Source organism: Arthrobacter gallicola, from assembly GCF_014836775.1.
GTDB classification, from domain to species: Bacteria; Actinomycetota; Actinomycetes; order Actinomycetales; family Micrococcaceae; genus Arthrobacter_B; species Arthrobacter_B gallicola.
Window position 1 is genome coordinate 59,941 of sequence record NZ_JACSQD010000004.1, and the last position, 21,429, is coordinate 81,369.

The following is a 21,429-nucleotide window of genomic DNA, read 5'->3' on the forward strand; positions in this document are numbered from 1 at the left end:
CTCCTGCTGGAGGGATTCTGCTGTCCGGGACCAACGTTCCCGCACGCCGCTTCGAGTGTGCACCGTCCTGCCTATCCGCGCTGATAAGGAGACCGCTTGCGCCGGAACGTGGGTAACCCGGCGTACTGCCGGCAGGTTCCGGACAGCCGGAGGCTGCGTGTCCATGGTGACACGCGAAACCGTAACGTTCCAGAGCAAGTCCGCACGGCTGCAATGACGGGCCGGGGAGGGAGCAGCTCCGGTAGCTGCCGGCGCGCAGAAATCACTGAAGCCAGGGCCGCGGGGCGGCTCTGGCTTCAGTGACTAGCGCTTCGGTGGTTAGCTCCGGTGGTGGCTTGAACAGGCCCGAAGGCCGCTACTCCACACCCTGCCGGCTGATCCGGATCATTTCTTCGCGGTCCACAACCTTCACACGTTCGCGGACCAGCTCACCCACGCCCGGATCGCCGTGGACGTAGCTGGCGCCCAGCGACATCTCATGGGCATCAAGCTGCTTCCAGCCCTGCCAGGTGGTGTATTCGATGCCGCGCTCTTCGAGGAGGCGGATGATTGCTTCCGGCTCCGGCTCTTCAGCGGCGGGCAGCGTCCGGCGGTCCTCCAGCAGGAAGCCGATGGTTTCCAGCGCATCACCCTTGGTGTGGCCGATGAGTCCCACCGGGCCGCGCTTGATCCAGCCGGTCGTGTAGATTCCGGGAATGGGCTGTCCCTCAGTGTCCACCACGCGGCCGCCCTCATTCGGGATGACTCCACGGCGGGCGTCGTAGCCTACCTCGGGCAGTTCCGAGCCGAAGTAGCCCACCGCGCGGTAGACGGCCTGGACCGGGTAATCCACGTACTCGCCGGTGCCGCGGGCATTGCCGCTGCCGTCGAGCTCCGTGCGTTCCATCTTGATACCCGCAACCTTGCCCGGTGTGGCGGGATCGTCATGGATCTCCACCGGGGAGTGCAGGAAGTGCAGGTGCAGGCGGCGCGAGGCACCGGTGTCCTGCTCCTCGACCAGCCAGTTGGTCAGGGTGTTGACCATGGTCTTGGTCTGGTTGTTGGTGCGGATCTGCTCATCGGAGGCCTCGTCGAACTCGAAGTCTTCCGGGTACAGGACAATGTCCACATCGCGGGAGTGCGAGAGTTCGCGCAGTTCCAGCGGAGTGAACTTCACCTGCGCCGGGCCGCGGCGTCCGAACACGTGGACGTCGGTGACCGGGGACTTCTTGAGTCCCTCATAAACGTTGGACGGAATTTCCGTGGTGAGCAGATCATCGGCGTGCTTGGAAAGGATGCGCGCGACGTCGAGCGCCACGTTGCCGTTCCCAATCACGGCAATCTCTTTGGCGTCCAGGGGCCAGTCACGGGGTACATCCGGGTTGCCGTCGTACCAGGAAACGAAGTCGGCGCCGCCGAAGGAACCCTCCAGTTCGACGCCGGGAATGTTCAGCGGGGCGTCCTTGAGCGCACCCGTGGCGAAGATGACCGCGTCATAGAAGTGCCGGAAATCGCTGAGCGTGAGGTCGCGGCCGTAGTTCACGTTCCCGAGGAAGCGGATGTCGCCGCGGTCCAGAACCTTCTCCAGTGCTTTGACGATCCCCTTGATGCGGGGATGATCGGGCGCGACGCCGTAGCGGATCAATCCGTAGGGAGTGGGGTACTGGTCGAAGAGGTCAATGCTGACGTCGAAGTCGCGGTCGGCTTTGGTCAGGATGTCTGCCGCATAAACGCCGGCCGGACCAGCACCGATAATTGCCACCCGCATGGGACGCTGCGAGCTGTCCGGGGCTGAGTTAGACACGTATAGTCCTTCTTCTCTGGAGTTCTGTGCATCTCAGGAGCAAGTCACTGAGCGGCTTACGGACGCAAATGGCGCACAGTTTCCTATTCTAATTGCCCCGTAGCACGGCGTCTAAACGGCACCGGTCCACGGCCGTGGAATATGCGCAGGGCGTAGCGCGTTGCACCGCACATGCCCAACGAGCAACCTCCCGGCAGTCCTCCTGCCTACGCCGCCTCAGATGCCGCTTCCCAGACTCCGCAGGGACCGCCCGCGCAGGGCGCTGCCGGCGCTGCTCCGGGCACCACACCGGAGGGCGGGTCTCCCGGCGCGGGAACCAGACGCGCGACAGACGGCAGGATCAGCGGATCAGGCCTGCTGTTTGGCATTGGCGCCTACGGCATCTGGGGTTTCCTGCCGCTGTACTTCCTGCTGCTGGAGCCGGCCGGGCCGGTGGAGATTGTCGCCGCGCGCGTTGTCTTCTCCCTGGTGTTCTGTGCCGTCCTGCTGACGGTTATGCGGTCCTGGCGCCGGGCCCTCACCGCTGCGCGGGATCTGCGGATGCTGGGCACCCTGTCCCTGGCGGCCGTCCTCATTGGGGTGAACTGGCTCGTCTTCTCCTGGGCAGTGCTCAACGGCCATGCGGTTGAAGCAGCGCTGGGCTACTTCATCAATCCCCTGGTTTCGGTCCTGCTGGGAGTGTTCCTGCTGAAGGAGCGGCTGCGGCCCCTGCAGTGGGCCGCCATTTTGGTGGGGTTCATTGCCGTGCTGGTTCTGGCATTCGCGTACGGCAACGTTCCCTGGGTCGCGTTGTCATTGGCATTCAGTTTCGGCTTTTACGGGCTGGTCAAGAAGGGTGTAGGCGGAAAGGTCGACGCCGTCTCCAGCCTCTCGATCGAGACAGCCGTCCTGACGCCGCTTGCCGTCGCTGTGCTGCTGGTGATGGGTGCCGGCGGCACGGGCACGCTGTTCAGCTTCGGGCCCGCGCATTTCTGGCTGCTGGCGGCCTCCGGCATTGCTACTGCCGTGCCCCTGATTTTCTTTGGTGCCGCCGCCAGCCGGCTGCCGCTGACGATGGTCGGAATGCTCCAGTATCTGGCACCGGTCCTGCAGTTCATCATGGCGCTGATCGTCTTCCAGGAAGCCATGCCCCCGGAACGCTGGGCCGGTTTTGGGCTCGTGTGGCTGGCCCTTGCCATGCTCAGCATCGACATGATGGGCTCCCCGCGGCGGGCCCGGCTCCGCCGGGCGCAGACCCAGGCTGTGTAGCTGCCCGCTTCACAGGAGTTAGCCGGGAGCTTGCCCCGGAACAGGCCGAATAAACGCTGAAAGCGCAGGACCGGATGGTCCTGCGCTTTCAGCGTTAAGGCCTGCTGGCGGTTACGCCGTTTCTTGCCTGCGGCTCCGCAGGAACAGCAGGGCTGCTGCACCGGCGATGATCAGGACTGTGCCCGTTCCGCCAAGCACGGCCTGGCCCGCGGAGAAGCCGGTTGAGGCCAGTTCCGCCGGTGCACCGGGACCTGCCGCGGTGGCGACACCGAGCACGTTGACCTCTGCCTGCACCGTGAAGGCCTGCCATCCGGCCAGGGTTCCATCGGCTTCATAGAGGGCTACCCGGTGGTCACCGGCTTCCAGCCCGGCCGGGATATCGATCCGCAGGACACCGTTCGCGTCAACCGTGAAGACTCCGGCCTTCACCGGGGTGGAATGCAGGAAGACCTGGTATTCGTGCCCGGGGGTGAGGCCGGAAACCGTGAGGCTGCTGCCGCTGGTCCTGGTTTCGAAGCTGCCGCGGGCCTCGGGGGTCAGCACGGCCGGGTCGCTGGTCTGCAGGTCAACGAACTCCCCTGCCGCGGTGACGGCTGCGGGCGTGACCGCTGCGGCCGGGTCAGAAAGTTCGGCTGCCTCCGGAGTTTCCTCGACCGGTGTCTCCACCGGCTCAGGGCTTTCCACCGGGTCGGCTGTCTGTGACGGCTCTTCCGGTGCAGGTGCGGAGGGTTCAACCGGGGCCGGAGGATCTGTGACCGGGGCTTCCGGGGTCTCGCTCGGCGCAGCCGGCTCGGCGGGCTCGGCGGGCTTAGCGGGCTCGACGGGCTTAGCGGGCTCGACGGGCTTAGCGGGCTCGGCGGGCTTAGCGGGCTCGGCGGGTGCTTCCGTCGGCGCCTGGTCGGGGACAGTTTCCGCCGGAGGGCTGCTGGGAGCCGGCTCCGGAGCAGGGGGAGGCGTCTCAGCCGGGGATTCAGGTTCCGGTGCGGCTTCCGCAGGCGGGCTGGCCGGTTCCGTTTCGGCGGGCGCGGCCGGTGCCGTGGGCTTCTGCTCGGCAGGGGTTTCCTCCGGCGAAGTCCCGGTAGCCGGAGTCTCAGTGGGCAGTGACGGTTCGGGGGTTCCGGCGTACTGGCCGAAGTTCACGGTGGCCAGGTACACGCCCTTGTTGGGCCCTTCCATCAGCTGGACAACCCCGATGCCGATATCAGTATCTGCGGCCCGAAGCATGTTCGCCCGGTGCGGCGTGGAATTAACCCACCATTGGAAGGCCTGGTCCACGCTCATGTTCCAGGCAATGTTTTCGGAGTATCCCAATGCGCCCGCAGGGTACTGGGCTGCGAAGTCCGGGTTGTGCAGGAAGGTACCGGCTCCGTGGACGTTGGCGGTCTGCGCGGAGCGCATGGTCCAGTCCTGGGAGACAGCGGCGATTCCGCCGTTCCAGGCAAGCGGCTTGAGCGCATGAGCCTGACGGTAGGTGTTGATCAGGGAGTGAAGTCTGCTGGCGGCCGCGCCGTCCAGTGACGTGGCCGACGCCGCGGGCAGCGCCACGGCGCTTGCCCCCAGTGCCAGCATCAGGGCAACAAACACCCCGGCGAGTTTCCTCAGTCGCATTGTGTAAATCCTTATGCCTCGAGACCCGCGGTTTCCACCGTGGAGGCCTTTGCTGCGCATCCGTCCCCTACGAACGCGACACACCGCATGCATGCAGTGCTTGACAAGCAATCTAACGCACACCTAACAGATTCACAACAATCCCATCAAGCTCTTCGGCAACACCAGCACCAAGGGAGGCCATGGGAGAGGCGCACCAGCCGGCGACGCTTCCGGGAACGCCTCCTACCCCAGGAAACCGCCGGCGTCGTACAGCATCTCTCCTCCGACGACGGTGGCCAGGGTCTGCGTTTCACGGATACGGGACGGGTCAATGCTGAACAGATCTTCGGAGAGCACCGTGAAATCAGCGAGCATCCCGCGCCGCAGGGCCCCCTTGTCCCCTTCCTGCCCAACGGCGTAGGCCGAACCGAAAGTGTAGGCACGGACGGCTTCGGCGACGCTGAGGCGTTCCTGGGCGCCCAGAACGCGCCCGGAGGCAGTACGCCGGTTGACCATATCGTGGATGGAGACGAGCGGGTTTCCGTCAGAGACCGGTGAATCGGTGGAACCCGGGAGGACCATTCCGGCGTTCAGCAGCGACTTCATCCGGTAGATCAGGGGCGCCAGGGCGGGTTCAACCGCGTCCATCATGCCGTCACCGAAATCGGAGATGAACGTGCCCTGCGGAACGGCTGTGAGTCCAAGGGCTGCTGCCCGGGCCACTTGGGCATCCGAAGCCAGCGCGAAGTGTTCGATCCGGTGGCGGACATCCTGCCTCGGCTTCAGACGCTGGGCTTCCTCCACGGCATCCATCACGTGGTCGATGGCAGCGTCCCCGATGGCGTGGACAGCCACCGTCCAACCGGCGGCGTGCGCACCGGTAATCATGGCGCGGAGCTCGTCTGCGTCATACTGCATTACCCCGTGGTTGTGCGGTTCGCCGTGGTAGCAGTGGTGCATCGCAGCAGACCGTCCGATGAAGGAGCCGTCGGAAACGATCTTGACCGGCCCAATCCGCAGCCTGTCATCCCCCAGTCCGGTGCGGATCCCCAGATCCAGCCCAAACAGTGCCGGACCCGGCATACCTTCCAGCGCGTGCAAAGTGGTGCAGTAGGGCATCAGGGTCACCCGGGTGCGCAGGGTCCCTTCCTCCACGGCCTGCTGGTAGGAGTGGAAATCCAGCGGTGTATTTCCGACCATCCGGTGGTCTCCAACGCCGGGTTCCGTGACCGAGGTGAGGCCGTACCTCAGTGCCTGGCGCCCGGCCAGGCCAAGGTTCCGCTGCACCTCGTCCAGGTCCATGGGCCGGACCAGATCGTAGATCAGCACCATGGCACGCTCCTGGAGCAGCCCGCTGGCACGGCCTTCGGCGTCCCGGTCCACGTGCCCTCCCGCGAAGTCCGGGACTCCCAGCCGGCCGGGATAGCCGGCCAGTTCAAAGGCCCGGGTACTGGCCGTACCCATGTGGCCGGACACGTGTTCCAGGAAGACCGGCCGTCCGCCGGATGCCTGATGCAGGGCTTCCGCATCAGGATGTGCTTCCAGGCAGTTCTGGTCGTAGCCGGATCCGCGGACCCAGGCGTCCGCCGGCAGAGTCCGGGCGTGTTCCGCCACGGCGGCGTAGATGTCTGCCAGGCTGTGCACCTTGCCCGGCCGCAGGTCCAGGGCCGCGAGCCGGGCACCGGTCAGCGACAAATGGAAGTGCGCATCGTGGAAGCCCGGGAAGACGGTTGCCCCGCGCAGATCGATCACCTCGGACGCGCTGACGCCCTCCAGTTCGCCGTCGAGTCCGGCAATCCGCCCGCCGAAGACGCCCACCCGGCTGGCGAGGGGATATTCCGGATCCAGGGTGTGAAACCGGCCGTTAGTAAAGATGGCGTCCAGGTGCATGGGGCTTCCTTGGGATTGGACCCGGCGCCGGAACGGTTGGGGGGACGGTTCCGACGCCGGGAGACTTGGGTGGCGCTGGTGAGGCAGGTCCGGCTGCAGGGGTGGTTCGGCGGTGTGACACCGGGTGGCGGTCTTCGGTTGCCCGGGCCAGGACTGCCCGGACGGAAGGTGATGCTCACCCCACCTTGGTGCAGCACCGGGATAACTGTCTAATGACTAATCGGCACGGTGCCATAACCTGTTGACATGATGGATCGCCGTGACCTCCAGTACTTCCTCGCTGTGGCCAACCATGGAACTGTGAGTGCGGCTGCCGCCGCCATCTACGTTTCCCAGCCCGCGGTGTCCCGCCGGATCGCCGGGCTGGAGCGGAAAATGGGGGTGCGCCTGTTCCGCCGGATGGCCTCGGGCATGAAACTCACCCCGGCCGGCGAGCGGGTGCGTGAGCTGGCCCAGGACCTGCAAAACCGGCAGGACCGGGCGGATGGCGTTATGCGCGCCATGCGCCGCGGCCACCAGTCATTTACGGTGGCGTGCCCCGAGACAACCGGTAACTTCTTCATCGCTCCGTTTGTCGCCGCAGGCGCTCCGATCGCCGATATTCAGCCGGCACATCCCAACGAGGTCTATGCCCGCCTCGCTTTGGGAGTGGACATGGCCGTTAACACGTCGGAGCCTCCGGCCCATCTTTCCCGGCGCCATTTGGCCTCGTCTCCGGTCTTCGTTCATTTCCGGCCAGACGCACCACCGGCAGTATCCGGCGGCGAAGTGGAGCTGGCCGAAGCCGCCCGTCTGCCTGCACTGCTGCCCGGCCATGGGAGTGCGATCGAACGGATCGTCAGGGAAACTGCACTGGCCGGTGGAATCGATCTGGCGCTGGCCCGGACCACCAGCAATGGAACGATGGCGCAGGCCATGGCCGCCGCGGGCCATGGAAACGCGGTCACCATCGAACCGGCCGGCTTTGGCCTCCAAAGTGCCTTTCTGGTTCACCAGGGCCAGCGCCTCGCAGTCCATCTCCATGCGGGGTGGGAACCCGACCACTACGCCGCCGGGGAACTCATGGACCTGGCGGCGTCACTGGGGTTGTGGATGCAGGAACGGGTCCCCCGCCTGGCCGGGCTGGATTCCGGCGAGAGGTGAGGTCCGGCGAGGGGTCCAGACTTCAGCCACCAACCGACCCCGGGCAGCGGAAAGCCCGCGGACCCCCTTGATCAGCGTGAGGGTCCGCGGGCTTTACTGCAGGTTGACTGCCTTTACCGGCTGACAGCTAGACGGACGGGACGTCTTCCCTGCCGGGAGCCTCATCCGGCGCGCTGCCGGAGTGCCCCACCCGCAGCGTCTCGCCCCGGAAGAAGCCGGGGTGCCGGCGGTACATCAGGAGCATCAGCACGGCACCGAGGGCGATCACGCCCATCCCCAGCACGAAGACCAGCCCCACCCCGCCCAGCGAGGACCCCGAACCGTAGGCCGGATCCATGGAATCCACCGCCGTCTTCAGGAACATCACCCAGAGAATGATTCCACCCAGCGCCGGGGCCAGGAACTTCAGCAGGAAGCTGCGCATACTGCTGAAGGCTTCACGCCGGAAATACCAGACACAAGCCAGGGCCGTCAGACCGTAGTAGAAGCAGATCATCAGGCCAAGCGCGGTGATGGTGTCCCACAGTGCGTTCTCCGACAGAAGCCGGGTAACCACGTAGAAGCCTGCGGCGGCCACAGCCGCCGCCACCGTCGCGTAGCCCGGGGATTTGTGGGCCGGACTGATCCGGCTGAAGCTGCGCGGCAGGGCCCGGTAGTGTCCCATCGCCAGCAGCGTGCGCGCCGGCGAGACGAAGGTTGACTGCAGCGAAGCCGCTGAACTGCTCAGGATGGACAGGGACATCAGGATGGCGAACGGTCCCATCACGGGACCAGCCAGCACGGCGAAGATGCTCTCCTGGTTCTCCGGGTTGCCGGCGCCCAGTTCCCCGTCTCCGATGCCGGCATAGGAGATCACCGCCAGCGCGATCATCATGTAGATCAGCACAATCACGAACACGGTGGCGGTGGCTGCGCGGCCCGGCGTCTTGTCGGGGTCCTTGGTTTCCTCGTTCATGGTGAGGGTTACGTCCCAGCCCCAGTACACGAAGATTGAGAGGGATACACCCGCTGCGAACGCCGAGAAGGATTCGACAGCAAAGGGGTTGAACCACTCGGCACTGATCTGCGTCGCGTCAAAGGCCGTGCCGTTGGCAACGTGGATGAACGCCGCCACCGAGAACCAAGTGAGCACCACCAGCTGGAAGGCCACCAGGACATACTGCACCGTCTTGGTCGTCTCGACGCCCCGGTAGGAGATCCAGCACGCCACGGCAATGAACACAAGCGTCGTTGCAATGTTCAGCGGAAGGTTCAGCGTCAGGTCCGCCAGGGCATCATTGCCCGTCACCTGCGCAAGCATGAGATAGAAGAAGTCCACCGCCACGGCGGCGAGGTTTGAAAGCACGATAATGGTGGCCGCGATCAGGCCCCAGCCGCCCATCCAGCCAACCCAGGGCCCGAAGGCCCGGGTCGCCCAGGTGAACGACGTGCCGGAATCGGGCATGGCGGTGTTCAGCTCCCGGTAGCCGACGGCAACCAGGATCATCGGGATAAACCCGACCAGGAAGATCGCCGGGAGCTGGACCCCCACCTCGGAGACGGTGGGGCCGAGCCCCGAGGTGAGGGTGTACGCGGGGGCGATGCAGGAGATGCCGATAACGACGGCGCCAATCAGCCCTACCTGCCCGCCCTTCAGCCCTTTGCTGGACAGCCCGCTTCCCTCTGCGCCCGAGCGCCCTGTTGATGTTTTGGCGCTCATTGCGGTTCTCCTGACTGCGGTGCGGGTGAGGCCGGCTGCCCCGGGGAGCCAGCGAGGTCCGGTGTCCCGGCGTAACTGCGGGGAACCACCACCATGGGTACGGGAAGGCTGCGCAGCACTTTCGACGCCGTGGTCCCCAGGAACAGCTGGTTGTGCAGGGCCAGGCGGCTGGAGCCGATAATGAAGATTTCCCCGTCGTCGAACTCAAGGTTGTCCACGGCGTTCTCAATGGTGCGGCCCTGTGCGACCGTGCCGGTGACTTCGCAGCGCCCGCCGGTGAGGGTTTTGGCCTTGGCCACCCGGTCCGCCACATGCAGCCGGGCTTCCTCAAGCGCACCGCTTGCCGAGGAGTCCAGGGCGAGCACCGACAGCAGGCGCAGCGGCAGGCCATGCCGCGCGGCCGTTGCTGATCCCACCTCGAGGACGTCTTCTGCCCCGCGCCGCTCGCCAACAGCGCAGGTGACCCGGGTGACCGGGTCGATCCGGCTGTAGCCGCGCGGTGCAAGGGCCACGGGAACGTGGGCTGCGTGGAGCAGCGCGTTGGCCACGCTGCCCACCGTGTAGCGCTTGAAGAGCCCATTGCTTCCGGCTCCGACCACAATGAGCCCGGCTCCGAACTCGTCAGCGGCCTCAATCAGGCCGCGGGCGTCCGAATCCGCGGCGCGGATATGACCCCGTGCCTCCACATCGGCCGGAACCATGGCGAGGGCTTCGTCCAGCCAGGTTCCCAGCTGCTGGGCCAGCAGCGTGGAGAATGAACGTTCCGGAGGGTAGACGGCCGTGTAGGGCGACTGCTCAGGATCAATCATCACCAGGTCCAGGGACGCCCCCTGGCTGCGCGCGAGCGCGCAGGCCAGGTTAAGGGCGTCGCGGCCCCGCTCCGTTGCGGCGTAGCCGACTACGTAGCGCACCTGGGTCTTAGCCTTTGAACCGGGAAAGGATACGGTCAGCGGTCTGGACGCCCATGCGGATGGCGCCGTCAACGTGCTGGTAACCCTCGGCTGCCAGGTCGGAGCTGGACCAGTAGATGGGGCCTACGGGAACCAGCTGGTCCGGTCCGTAGCGGTGCAGGCCGCCCAGATCGTAGCTGGCGGCGTAGGCACCGCGGGTCCATTCTTCCGAACCCCAGTCGGATTCGTAGTAGACCTCCGGGGTCAGGGCCTGCTCGCCCAGATACCCGGCAATGGATTCCAGAATGGCCTGCTTGCGCTCTTCGGCGCCGAGTTCGAACATCCGGTCGGCTTTTTCGTCGGAAACGAAGCCCACCAGGGTACCGCGGGGGTCGCCGTGGTTGGTGTTGTCGTAGACCTCCTGGACCAGTTCGTGTGCACCGAAGCAGGTGCCCGAGAGCCCGGCTTCGCGCCAGAACGGTGTCTTGTACACGGCGTGGACCTTGATGACCAGGCCCAGGGACTGGTGCTGGTGCATCTGGTGCTGGCGGCGCGGCAGCGGCGGATCGAAGGAAACCCGGGAGTAGAGGTTCGGCGGCACAGCCATCACGGCGTAGCGTGCGGTGACGCTGACGCCGTCGGCAAGTGCGGTGACGGACGTGCCTTCGGCGCCTTCAGACCAGCGCAGTGTGCGGACGGGAGCGTTCAGGATGACGTCCTCCCCCAGCTCGGCAGCCATGCGTTCGGAAACCTGCTGCATACCGCCGGCAACCCGGCGGTCGAGGATGAAGTCTTCGTCCACCAGGTTGGAGAAGGACCCTGCCGAGGCAGACATCAGCAGCGCCTGCAGCGCCGAGAAGGAATGCGCCGGTTTGGTCAGCATTCCGCCGGCCACGAAGAGTCCGATGTTGTTGCAGGCTTCTTCGTTGTCCGACTGGCTGCGCAGCCAGTGATGGAACGAAATGGTGTCCAAGGCCCGGGCATCCGGATGCGCCCACGGGGCGGCCGGATCGGTCTTGGCAGTGAGCTCATCAAGCAGATCGATGAGCCGCTGCATTTCCTTGGCCGTCTTTTCGGCCACCGGGAACATCTCACCGGTGTAGCGGACAGCGCGGTGGTCCGCTCCGATGTAGACGGACTCGCCTTCGCGGTAGCGCTGGAAGGTTTCCAGGCCGAGCTCTTCGACCAGTTCACTCAGGACTTCCTGGTCCGGCGAAATCCACTGCCCGCCGATTTCCAGGAAGGCACCGTCGATGGTGTCCGACCAGGTGCGGCCGCCTACCCGGTCCCGGGCTTCCAGCACGGTGACGCTCAGGCCGGCAGCCTTGAGCTTCCGGGCTGTGGTCAGGCCGGACGGGCCTGCTCCGATGATGACTACGTCGCGTTCCAGGTTTTGCACTGTGTTTCCTCTCTCCTGCGGCCGACCGCCGGCCGCGCAAATGCAGCGCTATCGGTGAGTACATAAATGAATAGCGTTCATTTTGTATCGACACTCTAGCCGACCCCCGGCGCCGTGGGGAGACTTTGTGCGAATATTAATTTCAGGGTGCCGAAGTGCCCGACAGACCATTGGAGGAAATGGATGCCGGCAGCACGCACCAGGCGCACCGCGGGGCGTCCGCACCAGCGCATCCTGACCCGGGAGAACATCACCGAGGCAGCGCTGGCCGTGATCGGCGCCAACGGCTACGGCGGCTTCACCATGTCCTCACTGGCTGGCAAACTTCAGGTTGCGCCGTCGGCGCTGTACAACCACGCCGCCTCCAAACAGGAAGTCCTGCGGTGGATCCAGGATGACCTCATGGCCAAGGTGGATGTCAGTGGATTCACCGCCGGTCCGTGGGAGGACGCGGTGCGCACCTGGGCCCGCTCCTACCGCGATGTGTTTGTCCGGCATACCCCGCTGATTCCCGTGATCGCTGTCCTCCAGGTCAGCGGGGCTCCCCGGACCCTGGCCATGTATGAGGCCGTGACAGCAGGCTTCCTGCGGGCCGGCTGGGAGGAAGCACGTATTGTTCCTGCCATCGTGGCACTGGAATCCTTCATCTTCGGGTCCGCGTTCGACGCCGTGGCACCCGAGGACATTTTTGATACCGGCCCGTTGACGGATGAAAGCCCCCGGTTCAGTTCAGCGGTGGCCGCTGCGGCCGCAAGAATCGGCGGCCAGGGTGCGGAGGAGGCTTTTGAGGCAGGCCTGAGTGCCCTGATCCGCGGATTCTCGCTGCCCGTGACCGGGCAGCAGCCCAGCTAGCAGCACGTCCGTACGCGCTGCGGCGCACAAAAAAGGGGCGGTGCCCGGCACCGCCCCTTTTGAGGACGTTATTCGTTCGACGGCGCTGTGCGCGCCGCCGCCTTAGGCCTGGGCGCGGATAGCCGCTTCCAGAACGTCAAGGCCATCAGAGAGCAGCTCGTCGCTGATCACCAGGGGGGGCAGCAGACGGATGACATTGCCGTAGGTGCCGCAGGTCAGGATGATGACACCCTCCTGCAGGCAGGCAGCGGCAATAGCCTTGGCGGCTTCCGCGTTCGGGGTCTTGGTGCCCGGCTTCACGAGTTCCAGGGCCAGCATGGCACCGCGGCCGCGGACCTCACCGATCACACCGGTTTCCTCGGCCACCTTGCTCATGCGGGGAACCGTGATCTCCTCGATGCGGCGGGCGCGGCCGGCCAGATCCTGGGACTTCATGGTTTCGATGGCGGCGAGCGCGGAGGCGCAGGCCACCGGGTTGCCGCCGTAGGTGCCACCCAGGCCGCCGGGGTGAACGGCGTCGAGCAGATCCGCCCGGCCGGTCACGGCGGAGAGCGGCATGCCGCCGGCAATGCCCTTGGCCATGGTCAGGATGTCCGGGACAACGCCTTCATGGTTAACTGCGAACCATTCCCCGGTGCGGCAGAAACCGGACTGCACTTCGTCGGCAATGAAGACGATGCCGTTTTCCTTGGCCCATTCGGCCAGGCGGGGCAGGAAGCCCTCGGCCGGAACAATGAAGCCGCCTTCGCCCTGGATCGGCTCGATGAGCAGGGCAGCGAGCTGGTCCGCACCGATCTGCTTTTCGATGGCGAGGATGGCACGGTTAGCGGCTTCGACGCCGGTGATCTCCGGGTTTTCTTCGCGGAACGGGTAGCTCATCGGCATCCGGTAGATCTCGGAAGCGAACGGCCCGAAACCGGTCTTGTAGGGCATGGCCTTGGCGGTCAGGCCCATGGTGAGGTTGGTGCGGCCGTGGTAGGCGTGGTCGAAGGCGACGACGGCCTGGCGTCCGGTGGCCGAGCGGGCGATCTTGACGGCGTTCTCCACGGCTTCAGCACCGGAGTTGAACAGCACGGTGCGCTTTTCGTGGTCACCGGGGGTCAGTTCGGCCAGCTTTTCGGCGACCTCGACGTAGCCTTCGTACGGGGTGACCATAAAGCAGGTGTGCGTGAACCGGGCAACCTGCTCCTGGGCTGCAGCGACCACGGCCGGATCGGAGGCGCCCACGCTGGTCACGGCGATGCCGGAGCCCAGGTCGATGAAGGAGTTGCCGTCAACGTCCTGGATGATGCCGCCGTCGGCGTCCTGGACGTAAACCGGAACACTGGAAGCGACACCCTTGGCCACGACCGCCGCACGGCGTTCGCTCAGCGCAGCGGACTTCGGGCCGGGGAAGGCCCCGGTGATATTCCGCTTCTGCTCCAGCCGGTAAGTCGGTTCGATGGCTGATGTGCTCATGGTTCTGCCTTTCGGAACAAAGTGTGGGGCGGCGTCAGTCCGCAATGATCCCCAACTTACGCGCCGGAGAACCTGCTGGGGACAGCCACCCGCACAATGGCTGGGTTCACTTGACGTGCAAACGCCCAATCCTGCCAGCATATAGTTGTTTGGTGCCTATCTCACTTTCCGATCTGCTCACCGCCGATGGCCTGGACCTGGAGGTGCGCGGTACTGCTGCGGTCAGTCCGGAGCCGGTGCAGTGGGTGGCCGTCACCGAGCTCGAAGACCCTTCCCCTTTCCTCGGCGGCGGCGAGGTGGTTCTCACCACCGGGATGCGGCAGCGGACGGGGGCAGCTCAGCGCAGGTTCGTGGAAAGCGTTCACCGGGCCGGCGCCCTTGCCATTGGCTTCGGCACCGGGCTCAGTCTGGACCGGGTTCCGGGGCCGCTGGTGGATGAGGCCAACCGGCTGGGGCTTCCGGTCTTCGAGGTTCCCTACAACACGCCTTTTATGGCAGTGGGCAAGCTCGTGGCGGACGCGCTCTCCGCAGACCATGTGGGCCAGCTCCACGATCTGCTCTCCGGCCACCAGGTTCTGGCCAAAGCACTGCTCTCCGGTCAGGGACTGGAAGGACTGCTGCGTGAACTGGCGCAGATCCTCGGCACCCAGGTAACCCTGCACCAGTACGGGGCGTTGATTTACTCCGCGGGCAAAAGTGCCAGCCCGGGAACAACCTGGCACACCACGCCGATCGCCACCGGACTGCGGGACCGCTGCACCCTTGCCGTGGCCGAGCCGTTCCGCGCCCCTGACCTTATTGCCTACGCACAGAGCCTGATCAGTGTGGAGCTCAACAACCAGGCCAGGCGCCGGGTGCGGGACAGGGCCGTCAACGGCCAGCTGCTGGCGGATATTGTTGCGGGCAAGCTCAGCGGCCCGGACGCCGTGCACCGGCTGCGCGCCTCCGGCGTGGGCACCGACAGGAAGCAGCTGACCCTCCTGGTTGAGGTTGCCGCCGCACAGGCCCGCTCGCTTCCGTCGCTGCCCCTGCCGGCGCGGTTCGATTCCGCGGTGACCGCGATCCTCGAAGAACGGCTGGTCATCCTGTACCCGGACGGAGATTCCGCGGAGCTGGCGGCAGCGCTCAGCAGTTACCTGCGGGACGCCGGACTCACTGCGAAAGTCGGCGTGGGCGGAGCGTACGCGGAACCTGCCGGCCTGCGCTGGGGATACTACGAGGCCAAGGAAGGCCTGCTCCGCGGTGCGGCGGTCAACCAGCCTGACCGGCTGAGCCTGGCCTCGCTGCTGATGGCCAGCCGCGATGTACCACTGGCTGACCTGGCGGCGGAAGCCCTGGAGCCACTGCTCGCCTTCGACACAGCGCACGACGCCGATCTGGTGGCCACCCTGGAAACCTACCTGGCGCTCAACGGGTCCGTAGCCAAGGTGGCCCACACCCTCGGACTGCACCGCAACACGGTGCGGTACCGGCTCTCCCAGATTGCGGACCTTTCCGGGTACGATCCGGCGGTCACCGCTGACCGGGTGCATCTGTATCTGGCCCTCAACGTCCGCCGGCTCGCTGGCTGAGGTTCCGGCAGCCGGCCGCCCCGCGGCATCGCAAGGCCGCGGTTTTGTGCCGCTTTGGGCCGGACTTTACGCTGTAGGAATGGACATGCCCGCGCAGCCCGCCAGGACCCTTCACTGGGCGGGCGTTGACGACCCTGAACGCCGGGATTCCGCCGTCGTGTCCTTCCGTCCCGGGGAACTGGCTGCCAGCGGCACCTCCACCTGCGCTGAGTATTCCGCCGCCTGGACCCTGAACACCTCCCCCGGCTGGGTGACCCGCCGCCTGCAGGTGCAGGTGACGGGCGAAGGCTGGACCCGGTCCCTGGACCTCACGCGGTCGGTGGAAGGGCGCTGGGACGCCCATGTGGAGACCAGTGGGGAAGTTGACCTGCCCGAGCCCGGTATTGAGGATCCGCTGGCGCTGGACAATGCCCAGGACTGTGATCTGGGTCTGAGCCCGCTGACCAACACGATGCCGATCCTTCGGCTGGACCTGCTCAATAATGCCGCTCCTCCGGACGAGACCCGGCTGACCATGGCGTGGGTGGAAATGCCCAGCCTGCGGGTGCTCGCCAGCGAACAGGTGTACTCGCAGGTCTCCCCCTACCGTGCCGAACGCGGCAGCGCGATCGTCCTCTACTCCTCCGCGACGCGCGGCTTCACGGCGGAACTCACGGTCGACGCCGACGGCACTGTCCTGGATTATCCGGGCCTCGCCCGGCGGACCAGCTAGGCCTGGAACAGGCCGCGGCCGCTCGCGGCTAGGATTGAAGCACGCCCGTCTGAAACCTTGGAGAACCCCCGCAATGAGTGAAATGTTCCTGGAAAAGTTCCGCGCCCTGGTCCCCAAGTATCTGGAGGACAAGTGGCGCCCCGAAGACGGTATTCCGGCCGCGGAACTGGACGAGATGCTTGAGGAACACGACTTCTCGATTCCGCTGGTGCTGCGCGAGTTCTATCTGGCACTGGGCGGCTGCGAAGACCTGATGGAGGCGTTCCACTTCTTCTGGGATCCGGACGAGCTGGAGATCGAGGACGGCTATCTCCTGTTCCTCGAGGACGAGGAAGAAAAGTTCACCTGGGGCTTCCGCGCCGACCAGCTGGACGTTCCGGACCCGATTGTCTGGCGCCGGAACAACGCCCGCGGCGGCTGGCAGAGCGAAGAGGGCACCTTCAGCGAATACACCTTCGACATGTTCGAGTGGGTTTTCGAAGAAGACGAAGACTAACAACTACCGCCAAAAGACAAACAACTCAGTCTGGTTTCCGCGGGTGCCTGGCGCACCCGCGGAACACCGGAAGTGTCTAAGCCTCGCGCTCCACCACGGCTTCGGCGAACGCTGCCAGGGATGCCTTGACCACGGAGTCCGGCATCGGGTCCAGCGCCGCTACGGCGTCGGCAGCCCAGCTGCGGGCCACTTCCCAGGCCTGGGCGGTTGCCCGGTTGCCGCGGAGGGCGTCCACCGCCACCGCAAGTGCCTCATCGGAGGTGAGATCGCCATCCACCAGTTTCAGGACGGCAGCGGCCTCGGCATCTCCTTCGGCGGCGTTGCGGCGCAGCAGCAGGACCGGCAGGGTCGGCACGCCTTCCCGCAGGTCGGTTCCCGGGGTCTTGCCGGACTTGTCCTTCAGGCCTGCGACGTCGATCACGTCATCGGCGAGCTGGAACGCCACGCCCACCTTCTCGCCGTACTCCACCATAATTTCCACGGTCTGCGCGTCAGCACCGCCAAACAGGGCGCCCAGCTGGCCGGAGGCCGCGATCAGGGATCCGGTCTTGCCTGCAATAACAGAGAGGTAGTGCTCAATGGGATCCTCGCCGTCGGCCGGACCCACCGTTTCATTCAGCTGACCCAGGACCAGCCGCTCGAACGTCCGGGCCTGGATGCCCAGTGCCTCGCCGCCCAGGACTGACACCAGGGAGGAGGCGCGGGCGAAGATCAGGTCGCCGGTCAGCACGGCAACGGAGTTCCCCCAGACTTCGTGGGCGGTCGGGGCTCCGCGGCGGACCGGGGCCGAGTCCATCACGTCGTCGTGATAAAGCGTGGCCAGGTGGGTGAGTTCGACGACGACGGCGGCCGTGCGGACATCTGCGTTGCCGGGATCGGTGCCGAGGTGGGAGGCCAGCAGAACCAGCAGCGGACGGACCCGCTTGCCGCCCGCTTCGAGCAGGTGCCGCGACGTCGCGTCAGCGAAGGGATCCGCGTTGGCAATGGCCTCATGCAGCTGCGTTTCCACTTTTTCCAAACCGGCGACGATGGCCGGACCCAGGACGGGGTCCTGGGCGAGGGGGGCGAATCCGGGGGGAAGCACCATCTCGGTGTCCCCGGCTGCGTCCGGGCTGGCATTGGTGGATTCAGTCACTGTTCAAGGCTAACTTCTCGTCGGGGCAGGTGGGCAGGATTAGGCATGTCGGGCACCATCGGTGCCCGACGCCCTGGCGGAGCGCGGAACGGTGTCCTGATTGGAAGCGGCCGGAACGAGCATTTCCAGCACTGCAATCACTCTATCCTCGATCCCCCTGGGAGACGCGTCTACCAGGTTGGCGAGCATCCGCACCACAAACTTCATAAGGACCGGGATCGGCATTCCGGTGCGCAGCGCGAGCTTCATAACTGCGGGCCTGCCGATCATGCCGGCGAAAATCCGGCCGATGGTGAAATGGCTGCCCCATTCAGAACGGATCCGGTCCGCATAGCCGGACAGCACGCCGTCGTACGCGGCCTGTGCTGCCAGCAGACCCGGCGTGCCGGCGGCCTGGGTGGCGGAAACAATGTAATCCGCGGCGAAACGCGCGGATTCCATCGCGTAGGAAATGCCTTCACCGTTAAACGGGCTGACCATGCCTCCGGCGTCACCCAGCAGCAGCAGCCCGGGGGAATAATGCGGGGTCCGGTTAAAGCCCATGGGAAGGGCCGCGCCGCGGATCTCGCCGACCTGGTTCTCCGGTGTGAAACCCCATTCTTCGGGCATGCCGGCGGTCCAGTCCCGCAGGACCTTGCGGTAGTCCAGCCGGCCGAACTCCTTGGAGGAGTTCAGGATGCCCAGGCCAACGTTGGAGGTCCCGTCGCCCACGCCGAAGACCCAGCCGTAGCCGGGCAGCGGATTCCCGGCTGCGTCGGGCAGTTCCAGCCAGCCTTCCATCCAGTCGTCGTGGGTGCGCGGGGACGTGAAATAGGTGCGTACCGCGACGCCGAGGGGACGGTCGTCGCGCTTTTCCAGTCCCAGGCTCAGGGCGGTGCGGCTGGAGTTTCCATCCGCCGCGAGGACAACGTCCGCAGTGAAGTCGCGGGTCTGTCCGGTCCGCCGCCCGTTTTCGTCCAAAACGTTTGCGGTGACGCCGCGGACCCGGCCGGAATCGTCCCGCAGAGCTGTGGTGACGCTGTGCCGTTCCAGGATTCGGGCTCCTGCGGCCTCGGCGTGCCGGGCCAGGGCTTCGTCAAAGCCCAGCCGGGTCCGCACCAACCCGTAGGAGGGGAAGTCGGAGAGCGCGGGCCAGGGGATTTCGAGCGTGCGTCCGGAAGCGATCAGGCGCAGGCCCTTGTTGCGGCGCCACCCATCGGCTTCCTCATGCGGCAGGCCAAGGAGCTGGATTTCCCGCACTGCCCTGGGGGTCAGGCCGTCGCCGCAGACCTTTTCCCGCGGGAAGGAGGTCTTTTCCAGCACGGTCACGTCGATCCCGGCCGAGGCCAGGTAGTAAGCGGCGGTGGAGCCGGCCGGGCCGGCTCCAACAATCAGGACGTTCACTTAAACAGCGGTCTCCGCGGGCTTGACGGCACGGTGGATGGCGACGATGCCGCCGGAAAGGTTGCGGTAGGCCACGTCCTGCCAGCCGGCGGCGGAAATCCAGGCGGCCAGTCCATCCTGGTCCGGCCAGGCGCGGATGGATTCAGCCAGGTACACATACGCCGTGGGGTTGGAGGCCACCTTGCTGGCAATCGCCGGCAGGGCCCGCATCAGGTATTCGGTGTACATGGTCCGCCACACCGGGACCACCGGAGAGGAGAACTCAGCGATAACCAGCGTGCCGCCGGGCTTGGTGACCCGGTACATCTCTTCGAGCGCTTTCTGCGGCTCGTTGACGTTGCGCAGGCCGAAAGAGATGGTGGCGGCATCGAAGGATTCGTCGGCGAACGGCAGGTTGGTGGCATCGCCGGCAACGAAATCGATGTCCGGGCGGCGGCGCTTGCCCACCTTCAGCATGCCCAGGGAGAAGTCGCAGGCAACTACGGAGACACCCGCGTCGGCATACGGCTCACTGGAGGTGCCGGTTCCCGCGGCCAGGTCCAGGACCCGCTGTCCCGGACGGGCGCCCACTGCATCCACCACCAGGCGGCGCCAGCGGCGCGTCTGCCCCATGGACAGCACATCATTGACGATGTCGTATTTGGGGGCCACCTCATCAAACATGGCAGCGACTTCATCAGGGCGTTTTTCCAAAGTTGCGCGCTTCACCCGCCCATTGTCTCAAACAATAGTGAGGCCGCCGAACCGGCGGACTACCCGTTTACCGTTGATCACACACCCGTGTGAGACCAAGCGCCATCTTGGTGTCCGGAATGCAGGCCGCACCTGCAGTCGGAGTAGGGTTGAGGCACTATGACCACCCTGCGTTCCCTTACCGTTCCCCTGGGCGTGCCGTCAGCCACCATCGGACTACTGGAGTACCTGGTCCGTGATGACCAGCTCTGCTGGATCCGCCGCGGCGAAGGCCTGGTGGGTTTCGGCGAAACCCTGCGGTACACCTCCTCCGGCCCCGGCAGGTTCGCTGCTGCCCGGGACTGGTGGGCGGACATCTCCGCTTCCGCCGAGATTGAGGACCAGGTGACTGTTCCAGGGTCCGGGCTCACCGCGTTCGGCTCGTTCGCTTTCTCCAAGCGCTCGCCCTTCGCCTCCCGGCTGGTGGTCCCGGAGATTATTGTTGGTTCCCGCAATGGAACCGCCTGGGTCACACAGACCACTGCCGATCCTGATCAGGTGCTGGACGCGGAGAGCGTCTTCACCGCGCTGGCGGGTTTCCTGGACGACATTTCCGGCGAGCAGCTGCCCGAAGCCGGCGACCGCATCCGGCCCGGAGTCCTTTCCGAGTCCGAGTGGAAAAACGCCGTCGCCCGGTCCGTAGCGCACATCGCCGCCGGGGACCTGAGCAAAATTGTGCTGGCCCGGGACATCGTTGCGTCCCTCTCCTCCCCCATTGCCACCGCGCAGGTGCTTCGGGAACTGGCGCTGCGCTATGAGAGCTGCTGGACCTACGCAGTGGACGGCCTGATCGGCTCCACTCCGGAAATGCTGATCAAGGTCGAAGATGGCAAGGCACAGGCCCGTGTACTTGCGGGCACCCTGGACCGCGCCACCGCACCCCTGGATGATCCCGGTTATGCCAAACGGGTCCTGGCCGGTTCCGAAAAGCAGCAGCACGAACACGCGATCGCCATTGATTCTCTGACCCGCCAGCTGGAGCCGTTCACCTCATCCATGACGAGCCACAGCGAACCGTTCGTCCTGGAACTGCCGAACGTCTGGCACCTGGCCTCCGATGTCACAGCTGATCTGCGCACCGAAGACGGCGCCCTGCCCACACCGCTGGACCTGGTCGAGGCGGTGCACCCCACTGCCGCCGTCTGCGGCTTCCCGACCAGCGTGGCCGGGGAACTGATCAGCGAACTGGAACACATGGACCGCGGACCGTATGCGGGTCCGGTGGGATGGCTCGACGCGGCCGGCAACGGCGAGTGGGGCATTGCCCTGCGCGGCGCCGTGATCGAAGAGCCGACTGAAGTGCGGCTCTACGCCGGCTGCGGGATCGTTTCCGGCTCCAACCCCACCGCCGAGCTGGAAGAAACCTGGAGCAAGTTCCGGCCCATGCTGGAGGCGCTGGGACTGGACCGAAGCCGCGTGCTCTCCGGCCAGGTTTCCTGAAACAGCGG

General features: G+C 65.9%; 17 protein-coding genes. 7 read left to right on the top strand and 10 right to left on the bottom strand.

Annotated elements, in window-relative coordinates:
* Positions 1 to 355 precede the first annotated feature (355 nt).
* Complete coding sequence (locus H9639_RS09735) at positions 356 to 1,783, bottom strand: FAD-dependent oxidoreductase (protein WP_191807896.1); 1,428 nt, start codon at positions 1,781 to 1,783, stop codon at positions 356 to 358.
* 171 nt (positions 1,784 to 1,954) lie between these two features.
* On the opposite strand from H9639_RS09735, the gene rarD reads away from it, so the two are divergent.
* The gene (gene rarD, locus H9639_RS09740) at positions 1,955 to 3,031 is read left to right on the top strand and encodes an EamA family transporter RarD (RefSeq protein ID WP_191807897.1); all 1,077 of its coding nucleotides are present in this window, start codon (positions 1,955 to 1,957) and stop codon (positions 3,029 to 3,031) included.
* Positions 3,032 to 3,142: 111 nt separating this feature from the next.
* On the opposite strand, the gene H9639_RS09745 is transcribed toward rarD, so the two are convergent.
* Together H9639_RS09745 and H9639_RS09750 are read right to left on the bottom strand one after the other, a co-directional pair.
* Entirely contained in the window at positions 3,143 to 4,639 is a 1,497-nt protein-coding gene (locus H9639_RS09745; protein ID WP_191807898.1) for a CAP domain-containing protein, read from the bottom strand.
* Positions 4,640 to 4,864: 225 nt separating this feature from the next.
* Positions 4,865 to 6,511 carry an amidohydrolase gene (locus tag H9639_RS09750; RefSeq protein WP_191807899.1) on the bottom strand — a complete coding sequence of 549 codons (1,647 nt, stop codon included), beginning with the start codon at positions 6,509 to 6,511 and terminating at the stop codon, positions 4,865 to 4,867.
* Between the two features lie 246 nt (positions 6,512 to 6,757).
* On the opposite strand from H9639_RS09750, the gene H9639_RS09755 reads away from it, so the two are divergent.
* On the top strand, positions 6,758 to 7,654 hold the full coding sequence (locus H9639_RS09755; protein ID WP_191807900.1) for a LysR family transcriptional regulator: 897 nt from the start codon (positions 6,758 to 6,760) through the stop codon (positions 7,652 to 7,654).
* Between the two features lie 127 nt (positions 7,655 to 7,781).
* Here the strand turns inward: H9639_RS09755 and H9639_RS09760 are convergent, their stop codons facing one another.
* Genes H9639_RS09760 through H9639_RS09770 form a run of 3 tightly spaced genes read right to left on the bottom strand, consistent with a single transcriptional unit; the run spans position 7,782 to position 11,642 of the window.
* Positions 7,782 to 9,353, bottom strand: a complete 1,572-nt coding sequence (locus H9639_RS09760; RefSeq protein ID WP_191807901.1) for an APC family permease — start codon at positions 9,351 to 9,353, stop codon at positions 7,782 to 7,784.
* Positions 9,350 to 10,264 (bottom strand): universal stress protein, encoded by a 915-nt coding sequence (locus H9639_RS09765; protein WP_191807902.1) that lies wholly within the window; start codon positions 10,262 to 10,264, stop codon positions 9,350 to 9,352. Before H9639_RS09765 ends, H9639_RS09760 begins: the two co-directional genes overlap by 4 nt.
* A gap of 7 nt (positions 10,265 to 10,271) precedes the next feature.
* Positions 10,272 to 11,642, bottom strand: coding sequence for a flavin monoamine oxidase family protein (locus H9639_RS09770; protein ID WP_191807903.1), 1,371 nt, complete (start codon positions 11,640 to 11,642; stop codon positions 10,272 to 10,274).
* Positions 11,643 to 11,825: 183 nt separating this feature from the next.
* Between H9639_RS09770 and H9639_RS09775 the strand changes: the two genes are divergently transcribed.
* Positions 11,826 to 12,494, top strand: a complete 669-nt coding sequence (locus H9639_RS09775) for a TetR/AcrR family transcriptional regulator (RefSeq protein ID WP_191807904.1) — start codon at positions 11,826 to 11,828, stop codon at positions 12,492 to 12,494.
* Between the two features lie 102 nt (positions 12,495 to 12,596).
* On the opposite strand, the gene gabT is transcribed toward H9639_RS09775, so the two are convergent.
* Complete coding sequence (gabT, locus tag H9639_RS09780) at positions 12,597 to 13,952, bottom strand: 4-aminobutyrate--2-oxoglutarate transaminase (RefSeq protein ID WP_191807905.1); 1,356 nt, start codon at positions 13,950 to 13,952, stop codon at positions 12,597 to 12,599.
* Positions 13,953 to 14,104: 152 nt separating this feature from the next.
* Here gabT and H9639_RS09785 point away from each other — a divergent pair, with 152 nt between their 5' ends.
* The 3 genes from H9639_RS09785 to H9639_RS09795 all read left to right on the top strand — a co-directional run bounded on the left by H9639_RS09785 (position 14,105) and on the right by H9639_RS09795 (position 16,731).
* On the top strand, positions 14,105 to 15,523 hold the full coding sequence (locus H9639_RS09785; protein ID WP_191807906.1) for a PucR family transcriptional regulator: 1,419 nt from the start codon (positions 14,105 to 14,107) through the stop codon (positions 15,521 to 15,523).
* Positions 15,524 to 15,608: 85 nt separating this feature from the next.
* A complete protein-coding gene (locus H9639_RS09790) occupies positions 15,609 to 16,235 on the top strand; it encodes a putative glycolipid-binding domain-containing protein (protein WP_191807907.1) in 627 nt (208 codons plus the stop codon).
* 73 nt (positions 16,236 to 16,308) lie between these two features.
* Positions 16,309 to 16,731, top strand: a complete 423-nt coding sequence (locus H9639_RS09795; protein ID WP_191807908.1) for a hypothetical protein — start codon at positions 16,309 to 16,311, stop codon at positions 16,729 to 16,731.
* Between the two features lie 76 nt (positions 16,732 to 16,807).
* Here H9639_RS09795 and H9639_RS09800 read toward each other — a convergent pair whose 3' ends face one another.
* From H9639_RS09800 to H9639_RS09810, 3 genes are all read right to left on the bottom strand, one after another.
* A complete protein-coding gene (locus H9639_RS09800; RefSeq protein WP_191808133.1) occupies positions 16,808 to 17,818 on the bottom strand; it encodes a polyprenyl synthetase family protein in 1,011 nt (336 codons plus the stop codon).
* A gap of 87 nt (positions 17,819 to 17,905) precedes the next feature.
* On the bottom strand, positions 17,906 to 19,249 hold the full coding sequence (locus H9639_RS09805; protein WP_191807909.1) for a geranylgeranyl reductase family protein: 1,344 nt from the start codon (positions 19,247 to 19,249) through the stop codon (positions 17,906 to 17,908).
* Positions 19,250 to 19,957 (bottom strand): demethylmenaquinone methyltransferase, encoded by a 708-nt coding sequence (locus H9639_RS09810; protein WP_191807910.1) that lies wholly within the window; start codon positions 19,955 to 19,957, stop codon positions 19,250 to 19,252. It abuts the gene before it with no gap.
* 144 nt (positions 19,958 to 20,101) lie between these two features.
* On the opposite strand from H9639_RS09810, the gene H9639_RS09815 reads away from it, so the two are divergent.
* Positions 20,102 to 21,421 (top strand): isochorismate synthase, encoded by a 1,320-nt coding sequence (locus tag H9639_RS09815; RefSeq protein WP_191807911.1) that lies wholly within the window; start codon positions 20,102 to 20,104, stop codon positions 21,419 to 21,421.
* Positions 21,422 to 21,429: the final 8 nt, after the last annotated feature.